Source organism: Chitinophaga oryziterrae (assembly GCF_009758125.1).
GTDB classification, from domain to species: domain Bacteria; phylum Bacteroidota; class Bacteroidia; order Chitinophagales; family Chitinophagaceae; genus Chitinophaga; species Chitinophaga oryziterrae.
In genome coordinates this window covers 145,060-166,985 of the sequence record NZ_WRXO01000012.1, presented here as the reverse complement: position 1 = coordinate 166,985, position 21,926 = coordinate 145,060, and the positions used below count along the sequence as shown (strand labels likewise).

Below are 21,926 nucleotides of genomic sequence, written 5' to 3'. Positions count from 1 at the left end.
TAACTATTTAGGCAATTGTACTTGAGGGTACTTTCTTATAATTAATTTCTGTCAGGAGTAGTGAAAATGCCAGGCTAATAATTAAAGGGAAAATCTGGAACCTGTAAACAATACCGCTTACGAATAGACAATAACAGAAGTTTAGGAACAGGAAAATGCTCATTGAAAAGAATGTCCATTTATATGCAGGAGATGCAAATTTATGTTTATCCTTGATCCAGTATACAATCGCCATACCTGCTAGATATACACTAATGAGCATGAACAATGGCGTAAATATATATAAGATTGTACCCTGCGCTTTATAAGAAATGCTTGTTACTTTCGTAGTTTTGTATCGAAACCATGATTTTGCGATAGGCTCAATGTTGTTTTCCCCCTGATTATATACCTTCATCTTCTCTAATGGAGGTAAAAAGAAGTTTTTTACATTCGGTACCATGAATTCTCTGAAATATGCTACTGGATTATGCTTTATAAGATAAATGCCATATTCTGAAAATATAATGGAACACTTGCCCCATGCCTGTACCATGCTATATTCGTCTGTTTTTTTATAGTTTATTTCCATGTATTCCTGCAAGGGGGAGAAAGGATGCGAAATGAAGAAATTGCCCTCATAGGCGGGGAGACCACTATGAAATTCAGAGTCTACTCTATTCATCATACTATAGAATCTTTTGCTCATCCCATCTAGTTTTGTAGCTTCAGGAGAAAGTGTCTTAGCAGTATCGGCGTATTCATACATATAAAGGGCATTACTTGCCAGCATCCAGCCTATAGATAGAGAAAATTGCTTTGCTCCTGTCATTTTATAAGCCTCATTACGGGTATGTATAACAAATGGTATGATGAATAATAGTCCTAATAAAGCTCCGGCTACTTTCCGTCCAAGCGGAAATTTGGATAGCGAGAATACTATAACTGTAATGACCGGATAGTAATAAGCATTACTTTGAATAGTGAAACAAGCTAAGAGTAAAATGGCTTGTATAAATATCTGATGGATTTGTGGACGATTAAGAATCCATATCAATTGTGTGAACCAGAATACACTTAATGCAATAAATAAAGGATCACTACTTATATAGTTGCTGATGTATAGAAACAATGGGTTAAGGAACAGAAATGCAAATAATATATTCTCATTCGTTTTAACCGGCTTGAAAAAGTATAATATCGTAAAAAAGAAATAAAGGCCAGACAATTCAATGAGAAAATATTGAAAACTTACCAATACAATATCTGAGTTTGTGATAAAATGAAGTAATCTCAAGAATTTTGAATATCCAATAGGCCATATGTTAATATCCACATTTGCTTTTGCCGCAAAGAGGTAACTGTAGGAATCAGAAAAAAAATCAGGATAAGGATATAGGAATTTGAATACTATGAACTGTGCAATGGTAGCAGCTAATGCAATCAAAAGGAACATACGATTTCTCTTACCTTGAAGTATAAAATCAGCAAAGGATAGCTGTTGAATTTTAAAATCAGTTGAAGGGCTATTGGTAGGGTGCTTTAGTGTAGAGCCTCCCTGAATCATTTTTGTATCCATAATAATATTAATTGGCCTAATGCTAATTATCAATGTTGTTTACTATCAATAGGTACTGAGTTATAAAATGAATGTCTGGATTTATGCAGCAAATCTGAATATCCATGAGTAAACCTGGATATTGCACAATGTTTTGACTGTATAAGAATTATTATTGAGATGTAAGCAAAGAGTTATTATGTTTCCCATAACAACGGCGTATTAATAAAACTGTTTGAACTTGCAGTATATATAGATGTTAATTAATAGATCTGTTTTTATATTTGAAATGATGGGTATAAAACACTGGTCATAAGTTTTCGATTATTCAGATTGCGTAGAATGCATATTTTATTCTGCGTATATTTCATCTCTAAAGCTGTGTTGTAAAGATGAAGATTTAACTTTTAAATAATGTTCGATTATTCGAATTTAAAATCTACAATTTTTCGTCACTTGTTCTCTGTTTTGGTGCTTATTATCAATCTATTTGGCTACTTTCAAGCCATTGCTGACGATATTGCCTCGGAGAGCAGTAATAATGCTTACGAAAGACAAATGAAAAATAATTAGATCCTGCAAAGCCAACGTGCATGCTGATTGTATTTACAGACATATTAGTGTTCTTTAATAATTCTGCGGCCTCTTTAATGCGTTGATATTCTATATATTCTCTTGGTGCTAAACTGAATAGTCGTTTAAAATTTCTTTCAAAACTCCGTAGGTTCATACCTGCTTGCCTGCTTAATGCACGAATAGACAATGGTAAATTGATATTTTGTTGAATGAATTTCTGGATTTCCAACAGCCGGGCTTCCTGCTCTGTATTAACAAGGTTGTTCTTATCTGTTTCGTTCTGTGCAGTAAAATACCTGACCAATAAATCATAAATTCTTGCCTGCAGGAAGATTTTATGCGCAGGCCCTTTTAAATCACTATAACGAATAGCATCTATTATTTTCCGTTCATCTGAACCTACGTCAAAGGTGGGTAATACTCTCGCATTTTCATTCTGATTGTATTGAAGGTTATACAATTCCTGGAAATGAGGGTGTTGCGCTGCAAATTCTTCCAACAAACAGATGGAAATTGAAATAAAGATTGCATCATACTCATCTGAAATAAGATCTACTGCATTTTTTGCGTTTGCAGGTATATAATAAAAGCCAAACTTATTCTTTTGCAATGAGAGTTTCCCAAAGCCCTGTAGATTAATGGTGATATTACCTTTAAGTACGAATAAAAGAGCAACCATTGGTCTATCGGCGACGGCCTGAAGTGTAATTGGTGTTTTAATAAAAAAATTCAACCAATTGATCACCCAGAGTTTATCCTTGATTTCCTGAGTAAAGTAGGCCCCGGAAAGCGCTTCCATATATTGTACGGTCGCTTCTTTCAAGGAGTGAGCCTGATATTTTTGAGGTAATTGTTGAGAGATACTACTGTTCAGCTTATCTTTAGATGCAACATCGAATCTAATAATGGCTGGGTTTTCCGCGATGTTCATAAGCACGTTTTATTTCTATATTAAGAGTCTCTGTTTTTCCGACAATGCATAGACTACCTACCCAAAGCCAATTTGGACAAAAGCAAATCCGCTCTGGATAGCTTCAATCAGTATTGCAGGATTGTGATATAAATGGGTTCTTGTATGGTGGCTATACAAGGGCTTAAATATTCAAGTTTCAGTTACCTGCGAATGTCTTGCAGGGTTAACATAATTGCAATAGCAAATTAATTGTTGATACCGCTATAATTTTGCATGATCAAAAGCTTAACATTGAAATAATATTTGGCTCGGAATAATAATAGGTGTAAAAACTTAACATGACTGTTATAATAATTCAGCCAATAAAAGGATCTTTAGTTCTTACAAATTGTTTGCCCAATGAAATTTGAAATTGCAGATGTTCCCGGAGAGGTATTAAAATTAAATGATTCGATTCCTTTAAATTATTGCAATTCTATCCGTGAATTTGCCAAGCCGTTTGTTCTTACCTCCAGCTATCTTGATATAATGTTTCATGAACATTACTTTAAAGGGTGTGCGTTAAGGAATATACTTTTTTATGTAAAACAACCAGTAATGTTACAGACTTCAATAAGTAGAACAAGAAATGTTATTGAATGTATGTTATCGGGAGATATGATAGTTCAATTAAATGGACAGGAGCAATTTCCTTTCAAAGAAGGGGAATATGCGGTTTCAATCCTAAATAATGATGCCCATGGATCCTATTTACAACCTGGCACTTATGAATTGTTACGTTGCGAATTCTCAATGGAAATCATTAAAAGGTTGGTAGAAGGAGAGGTACCTGTCAGATACTTGCTTGATAAGTATGAATTAGGCGGCTCTGCTTTAGTAAATAAAGGAATTATCTGGGATGAATTATATGCATTGCAACATGAGCTTAAACATACGCCTGTTCTAACACCTTTACGGGAAGAATGGTTTTACCTGAAGTTACGGGAACTCCTGGTTTTAACATTCGAACATGATGCGTTAATCCTTCAAAAGCAATAAACTCCGCTCATCAAAATTAAAGATGCTTCATCCAGCTTTGCTGGTGGTTGAATGGGGAATTGTGTACTTTCCATTTGGAATACGCTGTTCCTCAATATATGTCTCAATCTGTATCATTGCCCGGGAAGCCGGAGAACACCAAACTTTTTGGATTAGATCACCTCAGAACATTCGCTATCACATTCGTTATCTTATTCCATTACAGGATGTTTAAGCATCCTGACTGGATGGACCAGGCTTTCGCTTTTGGCTGGACAGGCGTTGATCTTTTTTTCGTCCTTAGCGGATACCTGATCTCCGCGCAGCTATTCAGCAAAATTGCAATAGGGAAGGGGTTCTCATTAAAGGAGTTCTTTCTTAAGAGGTTCTTCAGGATAATCCCGGCTTACCTGGTAGTAGTGGCTCTTTATTTTTGTATCCCGGTATTTAGGGAAAGGGAAGCATTACCACCGTTATGGAAGTTCCTGACATTTACACAGAACCTGGGGCTAAACCTCAAAACAAATGGTACTTTTTCTCATGCGTGGTCACTTTGTATAGAAGAGCAGTTCTATTTATTATTGCCTTTGATCATTACAGTATTACTTTATTTCAAAGCAGGTCGTAAATCTACTTGGCTGATTGGCATATTATTCATAGCAGGGTTCGCATTGCGATATATGAGCTGGACGCAATTTGTGGTGCCATTCCAGGCGACGGATGATTCCTGGGTAGCATGGTACCGGGCGATCTATTATCCCACTTACAATAGGCTGGATAGCCTCCTGGTGGGGGGAAGTATCGCCGGTATATTCCAGTTCTGGCCGGCAGTGAGGGAAAAGATCACAAGATATGGGAATGTTATTCTGATCATAGGGGTATTATTACTGGCATGCGCTTATTTCTTATGTATGGATCAGGAATCATTCAATGCGACGATTTTTGGATTTCCTTTGATCGCCATTGCTTATGGAGCAATTGTAACAGCAGCGATCAGTCCGTCTTGTTTTCTTTACAGACTTAATTCAAGGAATTCATCTCGTATAGCAATTCTATCTTATTCGATTTATTTGTGTCATAAAGGTGTTATTCATTTGACTCAACTGCAATGTAGTAAATGGGGAATAGCAGAAAAGGGGCCTTTGATGTTTTTTATTTGTATGGTTACAACAGTCATAGGAGCACTAATAATGAGGTATGTAGTAGAGAAACCATTTCTTCGGATCAGGGATTATATTTTGTATAAGGAAAACGACAGGAGGAAATTGTTAAGCCTGTCGCGTTCTTAAACATTGATCTCCCTGAAATTGGTTAATTTCATTGAAGAAAAACTATAATTAGCAGGTCTCACGTATTGGAAAATTTAACAAGCTATTAACCCGTGGTTTGGATATACTCCATTGTGTACTTCATCGTCTTGTATGAAAAGAATCTTATTATTCATATCATTCCTGTTTAGCGTGCATGCTTTATGTGCGCAGGCAACCTATACGGTGTCTGGAAGTATAAAAGACAGTACTGGTCAGGAGATGATAGGTGCAAATATATTGCTCATTGCAGGAAAAGATAGCCTGCACACTGCCAGTAATGAAAAGGGGCAATTCAGGTTCCCTAAAGTAAAACAAACCACTTTTACGTTACGCATTACTATCATGGGGTATGATCCATGGTACAAAGAATTTTCATATAAAGATGCGGGCGCAGTTATTGATCTTCCTTTGATCACAATGACAATGAAAACCAATAACCTGAATGAGATTGTTGTAAAAGGAAAGGTATCGTCTATTATCATGAAAGAAGATACAATAGAGTACCGCGCAGATCAATATAAGTTAAGGCCAAACTCTGTGGTGGAAGACCTTGTAAAACGATTGCCGGGTATGGAAGTGGACCAGGATGGGAATATAATATCACAGGGTAAAAAGATCACAAAGATCCGCATCAATGGGAAAGACTTTATGGTGGATGATATCAAAACGTTAACACGTATGTTACCGGTTGATTTGATCGATAAGCTCCAGTTGATTGATGACTACGGTGATATGGCAAGAGCAACCGGTCGAAAAACAGGAGAACCTCAACATGTCATTAATATTCAGACGAAGTCTGACCTGAGTAAAGCCTATCAGGGAAAAGCAATTGCGGGAGCAGGCAATGATGGCCGGCATAATCTCGGATTGATGACAAATTATTTCAGCGAGGAGCAGCAATTTTCTTTAATGGGTAACAGTAATAATACAAGTTCTCAGACAGGGAAAGTAACGACTTCTACCGGTAATATTAATTACAGGAACAACATCAATAAAGCATTTGTCGTGAACACCGGTTTTAATGCCGGGCATAATATGAGTAGCCAGTTATCTTCCAGTAATGTCCAGACCGTTACTAGCGAAGGGACACTTTCCAGTGCTAATACAAGTAATAGCAGTAGCAGAAGTGATAATTACAGTTTTGGCGGTGGCGGAGAGTATAAGCCTACTATCAATACACTGGCGAACTTTAACCTGAATTTAAGCAGAAGTTCATCCATCAACAACAGCATTCAGTCCGCTAACCAGACAGGATTCCAGCATAAGGATCAGCTTACATCCAATTATATGACCAATAATGCTCCGGCTATTGGCGTCAACGGATTTGCCATGCATCGGTTTAAGGGACTGGGGAGGGTAGTATCATTAAATTTTTCCATTAATAACGCAGATAATAAGAGCAACCAGGACAGCTACGATAGCCTGCGTTATTATAATGCTGATAATACGGTATTGAAAGATTCTCTTTTGCATCAGTTGCTATATAAATCAAATGGAAATCTTAATACAGTTGCACAATTATCCTATGTAGAACCTTTGGATTCTTTCTCCAGTCTGGAGTTAAAATATGTAATCAATTCTAATAGAACTTCTAACCTGTTAGAAACACGGTGGGTAAATCCGGGAGGCAAAAAAACGTTTATAGACTCTCTTAGTAACCGGTATTCTTATACGATGATTCAACAACAGATTGAACTCAATTACCGGCGTAACAAAGGGAAGCTGGATTATACTTTAGGTGTACGCCTGCAACCTTCTTTACTACGCAGCAGCATTATATCCGGTCAGCGGGCATTCAAACGCAGTGCGCCACTGGTACCAGTCCTTTCTATGCAACACAAATTGTCTAAAAAGTCGATGCTGATGCTGAATTACTCTGGTAACGTGGGGCTTCCCAGTTACCAGCAGCTACTGCCTGTCGCAGACCTGACGAATGCACAATTCCCGGTAATCGGCAATCCCGATCTACGTACTTCTTTTACGCATTCCTCTTCTTTGAGTTACCGTTCAATAGGCTTGAATACCTTGTTCTTATCTCTCTCCGGAAATTACGTAAAGGACAATATTGTTACCAATGTAGTATTAGTGAAAGATAGTTTCAATACGGTAAAACAGGAGACCCGTTTCCTGAATGCAGACGGTAATTATAACGTTGGACTTAATTATGGATGGTCAAAAAGGTTCAGCGATGGTAAGTATAACCTTCATCTGAATGGTGGTGGTTTCTATAATAATAACATTCTGTTTCTTGATAACGTAAAGAAAGCAGCACAAAACCTCTCATTGTCCCAGACAGTAAGAGGGACCATGCTGCAGCAATGGTTAGAGTTATCAGGTAGTATCGGATATGCTTATAACAGAAATGTATATGCAATGGCACAGAGTAGTATTACGAATATCACCACCTGGTCATTTAATATGAATGCTAAAGCATATTTCCTGAAAACATTCTCGTTAGCCGGAGATGTAAGGAAACAATTAAACACAGGTTACAGCGGTGGCGTGAATACTAATCCTCTGATGTTGAATGGCACACTGGAGAAGACTTTCTTTAAGCGTAGACTTACTTGCCGTCTACAAGGATATAATCTACTGGATGAAGGTGCTAGTGTGTCGCAATCTATCTCCGGCAATACGGTGACTGAAAGTAGAAACCAACTTGCCGGTAGATATTTCATTTTTACTTTGCAATGCGATTTAAAACTATTCAAGGGGAAATAATGATTTGCTATAAGGGATGCGATTCTCTTTTAGTTACATTCTCTATAATAGACATCACCAATAATCCACTAAAAGTAAATGTAAAAATTAATGAAAATAGCTGGTATCGTAATACAATAGGCGAAGCAAATACACTGAATATCAGATTAGATATCCATACAAGTGCGACAATGATTACGGTCTTCCTGTAATATGGATCTACTAACCTGAATTTACGTGAAAATATAAAGAAGATGAATGTAAGGAAGAAGGTCAGATTTATTATGGTCAGGATTGGCGGAAATAATTCTGTAAAAATGATTTTTCGGTCTTTGGACCGCGCTGTTACTTTATTAGTCTTATATCTGAACCAATTTACTGCGGCCGGTTCTACCGTGTCAGTGTAAATATTATCAATTGCAAGAAATTCCGTTGGCGGATAACAATAGTTTCTCAAATTAGGTAACAAGTAATATCTAGCATATCCGATAGGATATTTGGAAATCAACCATAATCCATATTTCTTATATAATGGAGGAACTAGTGCCCATTGCCTTAAATATGGTATTGTATCATGCGCATATTTTTGAGCCATATATAATTTTAGCGGTGCATTGTCATCCCATAGATAGTAAATACCTAATTCATTATCAGGGCGTTGTTTTACGTGTTTCAATGAGTCTATATGCTTAATAGTAATGTCGTGTAGTTCTTTAAACTCTTTAGGAATAGGAGTTGCTCCAGGAGAGGGAATGTGCGCATACATGAATAATGCGTTACTCGCTATTTGCCAGCCACCAAAAGTGGAAAATTGTGTGATACCTGTATTTGCCTTGTATGTCCTAATCGTGTAAATGACAAATAAGGAAATTGGAGTTAATAACATCAAAATGAGAAAAATTTTTGTTTTTATACTTTCCTGCATTAATAAGATTACAAGGATACTGATAATTGGATAATACAAAGCATTGTACCGAACTGTGAAAGCCATACTTAAAACGAGTGTATGGAATATCAACATTCTTAAGTTAGGTTGGCATATGAGCCATAATAAACTGGTAAACCATAAGGAGCTAAGGGCAGCAAACAATGTATCACTGGATATAAAATTGCTTATATAGAGCCATAGAGGATTTAATATCAGGAACGCAAATAATATCCGCATGATCAGTTTATCCGGTTCCAATAAATAGCCTAGCGTAAAGAGTAAGAATAGGATACTTGTTTGTAAGATTAAATATTGAATTAATGTCGTTCCTGTATCTGAGTGCGTGATGAAACCTATGAGAATCAGGAATTTTGAATACCCTACCGGCCACCTGTTAATGTTGAGATTGTGCATTGCCGCATCCAGATAAGAATAAGAATCCGGAAGGAAGTTAGGAAAGGGATATAGTTGTTTAAATATGAAGAACAAAATAAGAGATAATATAGTAGACAATAATAAGGAGAGCCGATTCTCCTTATTATGCCAGATATATTGTTTGAATTTAATAGGTAATAATGGTGTTTTAATATGCACAAAGAGATTTATTTAATTCCATCCTAAGAAGTTCTAGTTCTATGCATTTTATTATCTACAGGGCCTCTTAGTCTCTTTTTAAGAGAGTGTTTACCTTTATTAATGTTATGGGTATTATCCGGAGTTATTCCCCTGAAAATCTTAGAGTTTAAGATGCCCATTTTTTGTAGAAAATATTGCAGGCTCACACGTAAAACGCCTAAACCATAAATCGCGCTGCGTTTAAAATTAATAGACGAGGCTTCCTCAAAATATTTGGTAGGGCATGTAATTTCAGCTACTTCATATCCTCTGTAAAATATCTGTGCCAGTAGCTCATTGTCAAAAATGAAATCATCCGAATCATTCTGGAAAGGGACTGATAATAATACATCCTTATGATAAGCCCGGTAACCAGTATGGTATTCAGATAATTTTTGTCTCATCAGGATATTCTGACTGACTGTCAGTAAACGGTTGAAGAAATATTTATAGATGGGCATACCTCCTTTAAGGGCACCCATCCCTAAGATCCTTGATCCCAATACTACCGGATATACTCCGTTAGCTATAATAGAAACCATTGGAGCTATCAGGAGGGGAGTATACTGATAATCGGGATGTAACATAACGATAATATCAGCACCCAATTCCAGGGCTTTCAGATAACAGGATTTCTGGTTACCGCCATATCCTTTGTTTTTTTCATGGCAGATAATATAGTGGATACCTATGTCCTTGGCAACAGCAACCGTATTATCTTTACTGGCATCATCAACCAGAATGACTTCATCTACGAGTGTTCTGTCGATTTCTTCATACGTTATACGGAGAGTTTTATCGGCATTGTAGGCGGGGAGAACCACAACTACTTTTTGACCATTAATCATAGTCTGTGTTTTAATAATAAAGGAATATGTTTTTATTACGAACCGGGTTAAACAAGTTGGCTATTATTGTGAGATTCAAGGGTAAATATTCATAGCTGTTGCTGGTATTCTAAAGTTCGTTATACCTACTGCATTATTTACGCAGAAGAAAAAAAACTTAAAGAAAATTTATTATTACAATTTATCATTGTAATACGATGCGTAATATCTTTAGCTCAATGGAATATAAATTACGAACATTAACGACCTGTTAACTATTGCTAAAGAACTATTCTATAAAATGCATAATATTTATTATTTCAACCAATTCTAACCCGATGATCTCATTTTTGAATCGTATACTAGTTATTATATTACTCTCTATATCTAATGTTCATGGGCAAACAACAACATGGAGTACCAAGGCCTTTTGGATTACTCCTGTTTATACAGAGGATTCTGTGATGCGTTCATGTCCAGTTTTTAAAAAGACCATCACACTTGATAAGTCTGTAGTCTCGGCAACACTGTCAATAACCGCACATGGCATATATGAAGCATCTCTTAATAGCAAGCGTATAGGGGAAGCTTACTTCACTCCCGGTTGGACAAGCTATGATAAACGAATCCAGTATCAGGTATATAATATAAAGGATCAATTTAAGAAGGGCAATAATGAATTACAGGTTACTATCGGAGAAGGCTGGTATAGAGGCGCTTTTGGTGGATTGATGGAACGGGATAATTATGGAAAGGATGCTTCCCTGCTTTGCCAGATTGATATTCTTTTCAAAGATGGGAGTAAAGAACAGATTGTATCTGATAATACTTGGAGCAGTGGGGCCGGTCCTATTATACACTCGGATATTTATGGAGGTGAAATTTATGATGCTGGTGTTGACACGAAGCAATGGTATGGTGTTACTCCTATTGATTCTTTCAAGGCGTTATTAGTTCCCAGCATCGCAGAGCCTGTTAAAAAACAAGAAGTCTTTAAGCCTGTAAAGGTTTTTAAAACAAATAAGGGTGAGCAGGTGATTGATTTTGGTCAGAATATGTCTGGGTGGGTTCATTTTAAGGTGAAAGGCAAACCCGGAGATACCATTAAATTATTCCATGCAGAAGTATTAGATAAGGAAGGGAACTTTTATACCGGTAATTTACGGGATGCGGCAGCAACAGATATTTACATTTTAAGGGGTAATGGAGAGGAATCCTTTGAACCTCATTTTACCTGGCATGGGTTTCGGTATGTAAAGGTAGAGGGCTGTATTGTTCAGGCAAAAGATTTTACTGCTGTTGCTTTGTATTCTGCCATGGCGCCTTCTGGTAGTTTCAGTTGCTCTAATCCTAAGATTAATCAGTTGCAACATAACATTGAATGGAGCTTGAAAAGTAACTTCCTGGATATCCCAACTGATTGTCCGCAGCGTAGCGAACGTTTAGGCTGGACTGGTGACGCGCAGGTGTTTTTTCGTACTGCCAGTTTTAACTATAATGTTAAACAGTTTTATACTAAATGGCTGGAAGACCTGAAAGCGGATCAACGGGATAATGGTTCAGTGCCCAATATCATACCAAATATTTACCGCAAATTAAAGAGTCGTAAGCTAGGAGTGGCTGGATGGGGAGACGCAGCTACAATTATTCCCTGGTCAATATACTGGGTATATGGCGATAGTGCGATACTTTGTAATCAGTACAATAGTATGAAAGCATGGGTAGACCATATCGACAGCGTGAGTGAGAATGGTTTATGGGCTGCCAATGGTTACGGTGACTGGCTTGCGCCGGGAGATTCCACTTCGCTTCCTTTTATTAATCAGTGTTTCTGGGCGTATTCTACTCAGTTGCTTATAAATGCAGGTACTGTTTTGGGATATAATCATGATGTGAGTAAGTATACATCATTGCTACAACAAATTAAAACAGCCTTTTTACAACATTATATGCAGCCGGAAGGAAAGACTATGCCTAATACTCAAACCTCTTATGTACTGGCTTTAGAACTTCATATGCTACCGGATAGTCTGGAGATGAAATCTGCCGGACGATTAGAGGCACTTGTCCGGACTAATAGTAATCATTTGGCTACTGGTTTTTTAGGTACTCCTTACTTGTTACATGCACTGAGCAAACATGGGTATGTCAGCACTGCATATGATCTGTTAAATCAAGATACTTATCCTTCCTGGCTTTATCCTGTGAAAATGGGCGCAACAACCATCTGGGAGAAATGGGATGCAATCAGACCAGATAGTACTGTGCAAGCTACGTCTTACAATCATTATTCTTACGGCGCTGTTGGCGACTGGTTGTACAGGGTGGTGGCAGGTATAGATGCTGCCAGCCCCGGCTATAAAAATATCATTATCCGGCCAAGGCCTGGTGGTGGATTGACATGGGTAAAAGCTTCGTATAATTGCCCCCAAGGTAGAATTGTCTCTAACTGGGAAATAGATGGTGGAAAAGTCATCATGCATATAGAGATACCTGCCGGTACAAAAGCAACTATCTACGTCCCCGGTAAAGAGAACGTGGAAGTCGGAGAAGGTAAATTTACCTTTGAAGGAATAAATGCTTCAGTCACTGCGAAAATGTTATGAATTGTTACACCAACATCTTGTTGGCGCAATAATTCATAATGCTGAATCTTAGGGCTTGTAGTAAGCCTTGTTAAGTAATGCAGGAGAAGTAAATAATGTTACTCGGCCATTAGATGTACCTAAAAATAGCGTGTATGACGGAAGTATTGTACTTGTTATGTGATCCGGATATATAAGTCTTGCACCGACAAATGGAGGGCCAGCATAGGCTGTAGTAGTAGCTTTGAAGTTTTTAGCGTTTTTAGTTGCAAAAAGACTTCCTACTAATAATGTCAATGCTCCGCCAAGGAGTACGAAATTTGAGACTTTCATAAAAATGGTTTATGTTGAAAAATTATCTAATATTTTTAAGGTTTTGGATTTCCCCTTTCCAGCTATATAAAAAACGTAGGGATTTCCGATTAACAACTACTAATAGGGGGGCGTAAATTATTATCAATCAACCAATTTTGGCTGATTACTTGCTGTATTTTTATCTGTTTCTTTATCAAACAATTGCTCCGATAAGTAAAGAGAAAAAGAAAATAAAAGAATCATTGGAATAATCTGATAACGAAGTACTACTGGAGTAGCAAAAACGCTGAACCCAAAGTTTAATAGTAGAAATGCAGTTACTAATAATACGGAGATCTTGAAGAACCGACTAAATCTTTTGTATTTACCGGTAAAAAGTAGATTAAGAATGCATAATAGAAAATAGAAGTTCAACATTGCCCAAAACGGCTTATAGAATATAAATATTAATCCCTGGTATCGGGTTACTGGAAGTCGATAAACGACGTCAGTTTTTAGATTAAACCAGATGACTACAGCTTCCCATACTGTTTTCATTTCCAGATTATAATTCCCGAATTTTTCCAGATGGGGGGAAAAGTAATTTTTCGTATTTAACCATAGATAATATCTGGCAAAGGCAAATGGATGCTCTTTAATAAGATAACGGCCATATTTATTATAAATAGGTGATACTTGTCCCCATGCCTTAAATTGTCCTCGGGCATTCTCAAAACTATAACGTGATATCATATACGGTTTTAGTATTGCATCTGGCATTTTCATGAAAAATGTCCCTGGTAGTTCTTCAAGATCTTCTTCAGTTGGAGGCTTCTCGTGAAAGTATTTCTTCGTAGCCCGGTCAAGTTCTAATGTGCCTTCGGGTATTTTAGTACTATCTACGTCAATATGTCCATACATATACAGCGCATTGTTAGCAATCTGCCACCCGCCAAAGACTGAAAACTCTGCTGTTCCCGTTACTTCTTTTGTCTTTTGTTTCGTATAAATAATAAAGGGAATTATTAATAACCAGGGTGCAATGATTCCCGTAAGTTTAACCGGCAATTTATATCCCGAAAGCAAAATAGCTACAATGCTTGCAGCAGGATAGTAGATGGCTGTATACCTGATAGTAAAAGCGAGCCCTATTAGTAATGCCTGAATAATTAGGTTCTGTATTATAGGTCGACGAAACATCCATAAGTATTGTGTGAAAAGGACAATACTTATGGCACAAAAAATAGCATCACTTAATACGCAATTAGAAATATATAGAAAAGCCGGATTGAAAAATAAGAATATAAATAGTATAACTGTATTTTGTTTGGAAAGCCCGTATAAATACAGCACAGAATAAAAGAAATATAATAGTGCAATTTCCAATATCAGATACTGAATGGAAACAAGGAAAACATGAGAGGGTGTTATCAGATGAATCATCCATATAAATTTAGAATAACCAATCGGCCATAGATTAACTTTCATATGGAACAGATTGGTGTCTATATAGCTGTAGGAATCTGAAATGAAATCCGGAAATGGATACAATATTTTGAAAACTACAAATTGTACAATGCAGCCAATCAGCATTATTACAAAATATCTTTTATTGACTCTGTTATTAAGAATAAATTGTAGAAGAGTCGGGTTCTCTTGTTGGGATTGTGTCGGAGAAGTTAACATAGCTGTTCAGGGTTATCCTAAAAGGTAATAAATTTTTCGATTATTAGGTTGTCCGTTCTAGTTTTTTAGGAACGGAATAGGTTAAGTTTTATGGGAGTTTGTACGAGGTAAAGTACCTCTAAAAAGTTAGAGAACTTAGGCGGCACTTTACTTTGATACAAACTCTCTCCCAAATAATATTCAAACTCTTCAACAATTTCTCACTATACGTCTTTTCAATAGGAATTATTCCACCATACATTTCCACCGCATCCATGTGTGAAATTTTAATAGTTAAATTATGGCGAATTGGGATCTCAAACATCTACCATAAATGTACCAAAGAAAGTAAATAATTCAGTAAATTTGGGTACATCTCAAATAACCATGGCAAAGACTACGAACCCCCTCTGGACAGGCTATAAAGGATTTCGCGGCGCTGTCTTAAAACAAATTGTTTTCAGGACGTATGGAGAGAGTACTTACGTCAGTAAGTATCCGGATATGACTAATATTATCCCTTCCGAATCACAACTGAAAGAGAAGCGAAAATTTGCAGAAGCGGTTAAATTTGCAAGGGAGATTGTGAATGATCCCGTTAAAAAAGCAGCGTATAAAGCAGCAGAAGGGAAAAGTGTTTATCACACCGCGATCAAAGATTATATGGAACAAGGGTAGAGATTCAGTGCTCCTGCGTTCATCCTACGTTCCGGACGTAGGATGAACGTAGGATGAGTTTTATCGTACCTTATAACTAGCTTATTACACATTAAATTTACCCCATGTACGAAGACATTTTCATCCAGGTCAGGTACAAATTATTAACCCGGATCAACAGTAAGGATATACTGCTGATAGAAGCTGATGGTAACTACTCCAAAGTCACTACTACGAATGGCAGCTACCTTGTAAATGCCACACTCACCCAGATAGAAGCAGAGCTAAATACGGATCTTTTCTGCCGTGTACACCGTGCTTATATCATACCTATGGATCGCATCCGCGATATAGACACAGACACTGTTTTCATAGAAGACAAACAAATCCCCATCGCCAGACAATACCGGGAAAACTTATTCCGCCGCTTAAAAATATTAAGGTGAAATAGCTTTTTTAGTGTGTTCATCTATACATTTTAGTGCGGTCATATAGTTTCCTGAAAAAACAGGAAACCGAAGGATTAATATTGCCATACTGAGGCTGCGCCCGATACAAGAGAGAGGCGCCTCTTGTATCACTCAGTAAATTATTAATCTTTAAAACCTGCTACAATGGCAAAGACAAAAAACAACATCTTCATGACCGGCCTGTCCGGTACTGTGGGCAGACAAATGACGCTCACACAGAAAAAAGGAGACACTATCGTTGGCAAGAAAAGAGGAGCCAGCAGTATCCCCGCCACAGAGAACCAGCTGGACATCCAGGACAGGTTTAAGATCTCCAGCAAATATGCGCTGGCGGCTATCAGTAATCCTGTTACCAAAGCCGCCTATGCAGCGGCCGCGAAAAACAACCAGACAGCCTATAACGTGGCGCTTGCAGATGCTTTTAAGGCCCCTGAGATTAAAAGTATCAACACGACAGCCTACCACGGCCAGCCAGGTGATACCATCACTATTCGTGCTGTAGACGATTTTAAAGTCGTAACAGTACAGGTGATCATCACCACTGCTGCGGGTGCATTTGTGGAACTGGGAAATGCTGTGCTGACCGAGAACGGACTGGATTGGAAATATACGGCCACGTCGTTGAATAACGCGACGGCTGGTTCGAAGGTCCAGGTAACCGCTAAAGATCTGCCGGCAAATGAAACCGTGAGGGAGGCAATCGTTCCTTAATGTTAAAAAGGATTCAGCAATGAATCCCTTTTTTGATAAAGGCCCGGCAGGATTACCAGGCCTGTTCTATGAAAACTGTATCCTCAAAATCGATGGACAGTCCGGCAGGATTACCGGTCTGGTTACGTAGCCATTCTGAAATGAACTTCTTGGTATAGGGATAAAAGCGGCCCGGCACGATTACCGGGCTGTTTACATAAAACAAGAAAACACTAATACAAAATTCTTTTACAAGGATAAAAACAACCCGATAAGATTGCCAGGTCGGTTACATGATTGATTTGTTAACCCTATATTTAATTTCTTTGCATAAGGATAAAAGCAGCCCGGCAGGATTACCAGGCCGTTTTTCATAGCTATTGTTTGTTAAACCCTCAAAACAGAGCCAAAAATCGTGAGTCAGGCAGGACTACCCAACCATTATATATCACGCAAACTCTAAAACTATTTTCTCTTATCCGTTGTATCAGGATCAAATGAGATGAGGTTAAACATCTCTCTCATCCTGCTTCTCAAACGATTCCCATAAATCTCTTCCAACTCATTGCCGTTTAGATTTGTGGTAACATGTGTCAACATCTTATGCGAAATGAACAGATCGTATCTCGACAACAGAATCCTCACCATCACATTCAGTTTATCTCCCCAGAAATTAACAGGAGTCTCCAGTCCCAGGTCATCAAAGCAATATATGCGGGGTACGCAGCTATAGGGATGAAAAGCATTGGTAGTATACTTTGTAATGGTTTCATAACCCTTATGGCTAAACTCAATGCTGATCTCCTGACAGGATTTGATCACCGGCTTAAAGGAATCTTTACTGAAGTTTCTCATGAGATGCATCAGGGATGTTTTGCCACAACCTACATTCCCTGTGAGTAATACACCCTTGTGGAAAACAATATTTTCTTCCTGGGCAACTACTTCATCATGCAATACATAAGCGATTAACTTACGTACCACTGGCCGGTCCAGCTCAGGTATCTCAAATCCGGGCCCATAGATGCGTTTACCATCTCCCGTAATGTGCTGAAAGAGAGCGTCGTAATCATAGCGGGATGTCATAACGTTTGTTTTGATTGACATGTAATTTTCCTGGAGTAGCAACCTCGTTGCTGAGGAATCCCGTATTCAGCATCCATTTTCGCGCGGCGGATTCCCAGTCGCGAAGAGGGGCTCCCTTAACGATCCAGCCTCTGGCCTGGTAATAGAAGAAAAATTTGCGGGCTTCAGTCTGCGGCAGGCCGTTAGTGTTGAAGTACCCTTCCACCTCTTCCTGAGAAGGATTTTTTATTTCTTTTTTTTTGAGCGTGAGCGCGTTTACGCTCTCTTGTTTAACATTGTTTATATATTGTTTATTAGTAGGGCTCTTTTTTGAGCCGGGTAGATGCTCAGTTTGGGGCTGGGTACCCCGCTCTCTTTTAACCCCGTAATTCTTATCACCCGTATCAAAAACGACCCGGCTCACAAGGTTGTCAAATAGTAATTCCCCATCATCGCCCCATTGCGTTATACTGATCAATGCCGGGGTGTTTATATCAACACCGGGAGTGTAAGTGATTAATCCGCAGTTATGCAACTCCTTAAGGCATCGCAGATAAGTGTTGCGGGAACCTATCCTGCTGTATCCCATAGCATCTTCCCTTATAACAGGAAATTCAGCCTGAAAATGATATTGGTTCCAGATATGAAATAAAGCGACATACAGCGCAGCATGAGTCACGTGCAATCTTCGCCCTCCTTTGTGAAAATTGGACATAGCGGTGTTCAGATGTTTGATGTAATTCACTGTCATTTGATGTGCTTTTTCAAGGTTTAAAAATTTGCGGAGGGAATGAATTCAGCATCCGCCGTATTTCACGAAAAAGACCTGCTCTAAAGAGATAGAGAGATTGTTTAGTGGGCCACTCTCTGGACATAGATTTTGATTGATTGATGAAGCAAATGAAGTAAAATAAACAATGGATAATGTTTGCAGGACTTGCACAAGCCCTGCAAACAAATTGATTGTCAATGAAATATTTTATAAAAATAGTTTCATTCCCTGGACAAATTTATCAGTTTAGCAAGTATGTCACGTATGGAATTTGCCAGTCCAATACTTCTATCGTAAAAAGAATTGCGGACATGGTCCATCGTGACAATATCACTCTTAGGTGAGGTGAAAAAAGCGGAGAAGAAGCTGGCTAACTCTTTTTTATTCTTATTGAGAATAATTCCTGATGTTAACAACAACCCAACCAGGCGGCCTAATTGAGGTACGCTAAGAGTTGTCTGTACCTTAAACTCTTTCCATATATCCAGTTCTCCCGGCAAATATCCACCAGTCAATAATCCCTCATAGTTCTCCAGGTAGCTAAGCTCTGCCAACAACCAGGATTCGAGTTGTTCTTTAAGTGGTTTGTGCAGCTTTTTGAGATACATGCCCGGATGAACAGTGATCTGGTTAAAGTACTTCTTGAATAAAAAGATCTTCTCTTTTTTATCTTTGATACTGATTGCTTCATCAATATTCTGCCTGAGTATGTCAATGAAATAACTGAAATATTCAGGATCATTAAAATCGAATTGCAATAGTAACAGTTGTACATCCTCAATTATTGCTGTCCCTGTCAGCATTTCATATAATTCATGCACCAGCTTTTGGAGGTAATACACTTCGTGATAGGTGAACATGGAATCACGCACTTCATCGGGGAGAAATACCTCGTAAGGCTTCATTACGATACCCTTTAACTGCTCATCGAGATTGGCTATTTTATAGCTGACAAGCTCGATCTCATCAATCATGACTTCCCGGATAATTGTCAGATAGGCCTCCGGAAGCTGGCAATCTTCATCCAGGTAGCGAGAGAAATCTTTCTCCAGGAAGTTAAGCAACTCCCCCAAGGATCTGAAAATGTGTTTACTGATATCATCATTCGTTTCCATTACAAAGTCCATCAGGCGCACCAGCTGGTGTTGCCTTGTTCTCACATAATGTTCTACTGCTTTTTCATCAGTACATCTGTCCAGCGCTTCCAGTATCTGCTCTTTCTCCCCGATCAATTCGAATATGATAGCATCAATGTCCTGCTGATCGATGGGTAAGAATTGCTGTTGCGGGGCAGCATGAACCAGTGTCTCGAAACGAGACATGTTTAAATTTGGCATCTTTTAATTGTTAAGATGAGAAATGTGGGTTAAATCCTGCAGGAGATTAACTCTAAAGTGTAATTTGATTTAAATCTGAAGCAAAGATATTTTCGGGGATTGGAATGCCAAGAACCACTCTGTTCATTTCCAAAAACGGAAAACCATTTTGTTCATTCAGGGATAACTGCAATGGGGTGCAGGGAATTGTTGTAAAGGAGGAGAGGGTATCAAAAATAATTAATGCACCTTCAATATGTTTGTGGCAAAACATATTGCATTTTGTAACAACACATAAAAGGCTCCTGATGGAATACACTAATCGCTATCTACAAACCAATCTTTGCATAAGGTACACGCACACCTTTTACACGGTAAAAATATGGATCAAGATACCCGTCAACACAGCCTTCTACGCCACAGGCAGAGAAATTAAGACAATAAGTAACAAGTAACTCGTTGCGTCCGTTGACAGACTCCGGATGTATTGCGGGTGTATAATACCGTGCATAATTACCGTATAAGTATTCATTGATAGTATACACCTGCGTACGTGTGGTAAAAGGTCCTGTAGGACTGCTACTGGTTGCTGTATATATATTCCTGCTGTTATCACAGTTAAAACCCTGGTCCATGGTTACCATCACATATTTGCCATTTACATAAGCAATGGTAGCTGTACCTAATCCGTCTGTTATTCTGGCTGCGTCACCGGATACCGGTGCATTAACCCAACCGGTACCATTCCAGAATGTCCATAATTGAGGATTCGTTATTGGAAAGCGGGCTACATGTACATTACAGGTATAACCGAACCCCGTTCCCTGTGTTCCGAATGCATACACATAACCATCATCCGCTTTCACCATGCCTGCTGAATAGAGGATGCTTGCCTGACCGCTCATTCCTGCCGGTAATGTTCTTTTGACCTGCCACTTGCTGCCACTTTTCGGCATCAGGTCATACAGCGATTGATTGGTAGCAACTAAGCCCGAACCCTCTCCGCACTGCAGATATACATGGTCCCCTATTTGCATTCCGGGACCCGGCCACGCAAACGTATTACCAGCCTGAATATCACAGATCTGTTTCGGTCTGTTCTGAGCGCTGGAATCGCGGGTCATATTGATAGTGATATCAAGCCAGGGCCACCAGTTACTTGCAGTCGGCTGGATTAAGATCGAATTGCCATAGCTAAAGAAGGAGCTACAACTGAATTTACCATTAGGCTGTAAAGAAGCTCCATCCCAGGCATCCTGTGTTACCCATAGCACATTACCATTGCTTAAAGGAATACTGGTGCCTTCATCAAATGCAACTGATCCCTGTGAAGGATCATTTCTGTTAAAGAACCGTACAACGTTATCATCGCGGTAAGTATCAGCATCGCGTTTCACAAGCCGCCATTTCTGATTGTCACCTGTGCCCGGAGTTTCCTGTGTGATCGCACTACCATTGGATGTGGAGCTGGCAGTAATGGCCATACCACTGCCTTTGTTAGTAATGCGATAGACATTGGCAGAATCCATAGCCGTTATACTCCATAGCTGTTCATCAGCAGGGAAAATAAACTCAGCGTATTGCTGTAATTGTGTACCTGCTGTCTGTGAAGCGCCGGGCAGATCAAGTAATTTACCGCTGAATACATTCCTGATGTAGTAATATTTAATGTTGTTAACGGTACTCTTATAGATGATATGCCATCTTTGCCAGCCATCGATATTACCGTTGGATATGGAGCTGGCATACTGAGTGATCCCGCGCTGATCACTGTATTTTTCATTATACGCAGGAAGTCCGGAGACCTCCATGTATTTGCCTCCTGCCAGGCATTCAAAAGTATAAATATCATAATCACTAATTGTAGTAGCAGCAAGCGCAGTAGATGCCTGTAAGGATTCATTAACCAGTTTCGTTTGTGTTTTGTTACAGTTTTGCAGGGTAATAAAAACGAAAGGGGTTATGAGATACATAAATGTCTTTCTCATA

17 protein-coding genes are annotated in these 21,926 nt (G+C 38.6%); 7 read left to right on the top strand and 10 right to left on the bottom strand.

Features of this window, described 5'->3' with window-relative positions; all coding sequences use genetic code 11:
• Positions 1-7 precede the first annotated feature (7 nt).
• Both GO495_RS29290 and GO495_RS29285 read right to left on the bottom strand, forming a co-directional pair.
• Positions 8-1,558, bottom strand: coding sequence for a hypothetical protein (locus GO495_RS29290; protein ID WP_157303507.1), 1,551 nt, complete (start codon positions 1,556-1,558; stop codon positions 8-10).
• A 460-nt stretch (positions 1,559-2,018) separates the two neighbouring features.
• The gene (locus GO495_RS29285; RefSeq protein WP_157303506.1) at positions 2,019-3,044 is read right to left on the bottom strand and encodes an AraC family transcriptional regulator; all 1,026 of its coding nucleotides are present in this window, start codon (positions 3,042-3,044) and stop codon (positions 2,019-2,021) included.
• Positions 3,045-3,425: 381 nt separating this feature from the next.
• On the opposite strand from GO495_RS29285, the gene GO495_RS29280 reads away from it, so the two are divergent.
• The 3 genes from GO495_RS29280 (at position 3,426) to GO495_RS29270 (ending at position 8,074) form a co-directional block, all read left to right on the top strand.
• A complete protein-coding gene (locus tag GO495_RS29280) occupies positions 3,426-4,064 on the top strand; it encodes a hypothetical protein (RefSeq protein ID WP_157303505.1) in 639 nt (212 codons plus the stop codon).
• Between the two features lie 98 nt (positions 4,065-4,162).
• Entirely contained in the window at positions 4,163-5,332 is a 1,170-nt protein-coding gene (locus GO495_RS29275) for an acyltransferase family protein (protein ID WP_157303504.1), read from the top strand.
• Positions 5,333-5,464: 132 nt separating this feature from the next.
• Entirely contained in the window at positions 5,465-8,074 is a 2,610-nt protein-coding gene (locus GO495_RS29270; RefSeq protein ID WP_157303503.1) for an outer membrane beta-barrel protein, read from the top strand.
• 7 nt (positions 8,075-8,081) lie between these two features.
• On the opposite strand, the gene GO495_RS29265 is transcribed toward GO495_RS29270, so the two are convergent.
• The gene (locus GO495_RS29265) at positions 8,082-9,044 is read right to left on the bottom strand and encodes a hypothetical protein (protein WP_170302743.1); all 963 of its coding nucleotides are present in this window, start codon (positions 9,042-9,044) and stop codon (positions 8,082-8,084) included.
• Between the two features lie 554 nt (positions 9,045-9,598).
• Complete coding sequence (locus GO495_RS29260) at positions 9,599-10,444, bottom strand: glycosyltransferase family 2 protein (protein WP_157303501.1); 846 nt, start codon at positions 10,442-10,444, stop codon at positions 9,599-9,601.
• Positions 10,445-10,887: 443 nt separating this feature from the next.
• Here GO495_RS29260 and GO495_RS29255 point away from each other — a divergent pair, with 443 nt between their 5' ends.
• A complete protein-coding gene (locus GO495_RS29255) occupies positions 10,888-13,029 on the top strand; it encodes a family 78 glycoside hydrolase catalytic domain (protein ID WP_240915373.1) in 2,142 nt (713 codons plus the stop codon).
• 48 nt (positions 13,030-13,077) lie between these two features.
• Here the strand turns inward: GO495_RS29255 and GO495_RS29250 are convergent, their stop codons facing one another.
• Both GO495_RS29250 and GO495_RS29245 read right to left on the bottom strand, forming a co-directional pair.
• Positions 13,078-13,341: a hypothetical protein gene (locus tag GO495_RS29250; protein WP_157303499.1), complete on the bottom strand. Its 264-nt coding sequence runs from the start codon at positions 13,339-13,341 to the stop codon at positions 13,078-13,080.
• 123 nt (positions 13,342-13,464) lie between these two features.
• On the bottom strand, positions 13,465-14,790 hold the full coding sequence (locus GO495_RS29245) for a hypothetical protein (RefSeq protein WP_157303498.1): 1,326 nt from the start codon (positions 14,788-14,790) through the stop codon (positions 13,465-13,467).
• 564 nt (positions 14,791-15,354) lie between these two features.
• Between GO495_RS29245 and GO495_RS29240 the strand changes: the two genes are divergently transcribed.
• From GO495_RS29240 to GO495_RS29230, 3 genes are all read left to right on the top strand, one after another.
• On the top strand, positions 15,355-15,645 hold the full coding sequence (locus tag GO495_RS29240) for a hypothetical protein (protein ID WP_157303497.1): 291 nt from the start codon (positions 15,355-15,357) through the stop codon (positions 15,643-15,645).
• 104 nt (positions 15,646-15,749) lie between these two features.
• Positions 15,750-16,070, top strand: coding sequence for a LytR/AlgR family response regulator transcription factor (locus GO495_RS29235; RefSeq protein WP_157303496.1), 321 nt, complete (start codon positions 15,750-15,752; stop codon positions 16,068-16,070).
• A gap of 168 nt (positions 16,071-16,238) precedes the next feature.
• On the top strand, positions 16,239-16,805 hold the full coding sequence (locus tag GO495_RS29230) for a hypothetical protein (RefSeq protein WP_157303495.1): 567 nt from the start codon (positions 16,239-16,241) through the stop codon (positions 16,803-16,805).
• Positions 16,806-17,249: 444 nt separating this feature from the next.
• On the opposite strand, the gene GO495_RS29225 is transcribed toward GO495_RS29230, so the two are convergent.
• From GO495_RS29225 to GO495_RS29210, 4 genes are all read right to left on the bottom strand, one after another.
• On the bottom strand, positions 17,250-17,870 hold the full coding sequence (locus GO495_RS29225; protein ID WP_157303494.1) for an ATPase: 621 nt from the start codon (positions 17,868-17,870) through the stop codon (positions 17,250-17,252).
• Positions 17,854-18,600, bottom strand: coding sequence for a hypothetical protein (locus tag GO495_RS29220; protein ID WP_157303493.1), 747 nt, complete (start codon positions 18,598-18,600; stop codon positions 17,854-17,856). Before GO495_RS29220 ends, GO495_RS29225 begins: the two co-directional genes overlap by 17 nt.
• A 242-nt stretch (positions 18,601-18,842) precedes the next feature.
• Positions 18,843-19,943, bottom strand: a complete 1,101-nt coding sequence (locus GO495_RS29215; protein WP_157303492.1) for a hypothetical protein — start codon at positions 19,941-19,943, stop codon at positions 18,843-18,845.
• Between the two features lie 323 nt (positions 19,944-20,266).
• A complete protein-coding gene (locus GO495_RS29210) occupies positions 20,267-21,925 on the bottom strand; it encodes an RICIN domain-containing protein (protein WP_157303491.1) in 1,659 nt (552 codons plus the stop codon).
• Position 21,926 lies beyond the last annotated feature (1 nt).

Coding starts and splice junctions, on each gene's coding strand:
- GO495_RS29265 (WP_170302743.1), bottom strand. CDS start 9,044: ATGGCTTTCACAGTTCGGTACAATGCTTTGTATTATCCAATTATCAGT.
- GO495_RS29210 (WP_157303491.1), bottom strand. CDS start 21,925: ATGAGAAAGACATTTATGTATCTCATAACCCCTTTCGTTTTTATTACC.
- GO495_RS29215 (WP_157303492.1), bottom strand. CDS start 19,943: ATGTCTCGTTTCGAGACACTGGTTCATGCTGCCCCGCAACAGCAATTC.
- GO495_RS29240 (WP_157303497.1), top strand. CDS start 15,355: ATGGCAAAGACTACGAACCCCCTCTGGACAGGCTATAAAGGATTTCGC.
- GO495_RS29285 (WP_157303506.1), bottom strand. CDS start 3,044: ATGAACATCGCGGAAAACCCAGCCATTATTAGATTCGATGTTGCATCT.
- GO495_RS29230 (WP_157303495.1), top strand. CDS start 16,239: ATGGCAAAGACAAAAAACAACATCTTCATGACCGGCCTGTCCGGTACT.
- GO495_RS29235 (WP_157303496.1), top strand. CDS start 15,750: ATGTACGAAGACATTTTCATCCAGGTCAGGTACAAATTATTAACCCGG.
- GO495_RS29260 (WP_157303501.1), bottom strand. CDS start 10,444: ATGATTAATGGTCAAAAAGTAGTTGTGGTTCTCCCCGCCTACAATGCC.
- GO495_RS29290 (WP_157303507.1), bottom strand. CDS start 1,558: ATGGATACAAAAATGATTCAGGGAGGCTCTACACTAAAGCACCCTACC.
- GO495_RS29275 (WP_157303504.1), top strand. CDS start 4,163: ATGTCTCAATCTGTATCATTGCCCGGGAAGCCGGAGAACACCAAACTT.
- GO495_RS29250 (WP_157303499.1), bottom strand. CDS start 13,341: ATGAAAGTCTCAAATTTCGTACTCCTTGGCGGAGCATTGACATTATTA.
- GO495_RS29220 (WP_157303493.1), bottom strand. CDS start 18,600: ATGACAGTGAATTACATCAAACATCTGAACACCGCTATGTCCAATTTT.
- GO495_RS29280 (WP_157303505.1), top strand. CDS start 3,426: ATGAAATTTGAAATTGCAGATGTTCCCGGAGAGGTATTAAAATTAAAT.
- GO495_RS29255 (WP_240915373.1), top strand. CDS start 10,888: ATGCGTTCATGTCCAGTTTTTAAAAAGACCATCACACTTGATAAGTCT.
- GO495_RS29245 (WP_157303498.1), bottom strand. CDS start 14,790: ATGAAAGTTAATCTATGGCCGATTGGTTATTCTAAATTTATATGGATG.
- GO495_RS29225 (WP_157303494.1), bottom strand. CDS start 17,870: ATGACATCCCGCTATGATTACGACGCTCTCTTTCAGCACATTACGGGA.
- GO495_RS29270 (WP_157303503.1), top strand. CDS start 5,465: ATGAAAAGAATCTTATTATTCATATCATTCCTGTTTAGCGTGCATGCT.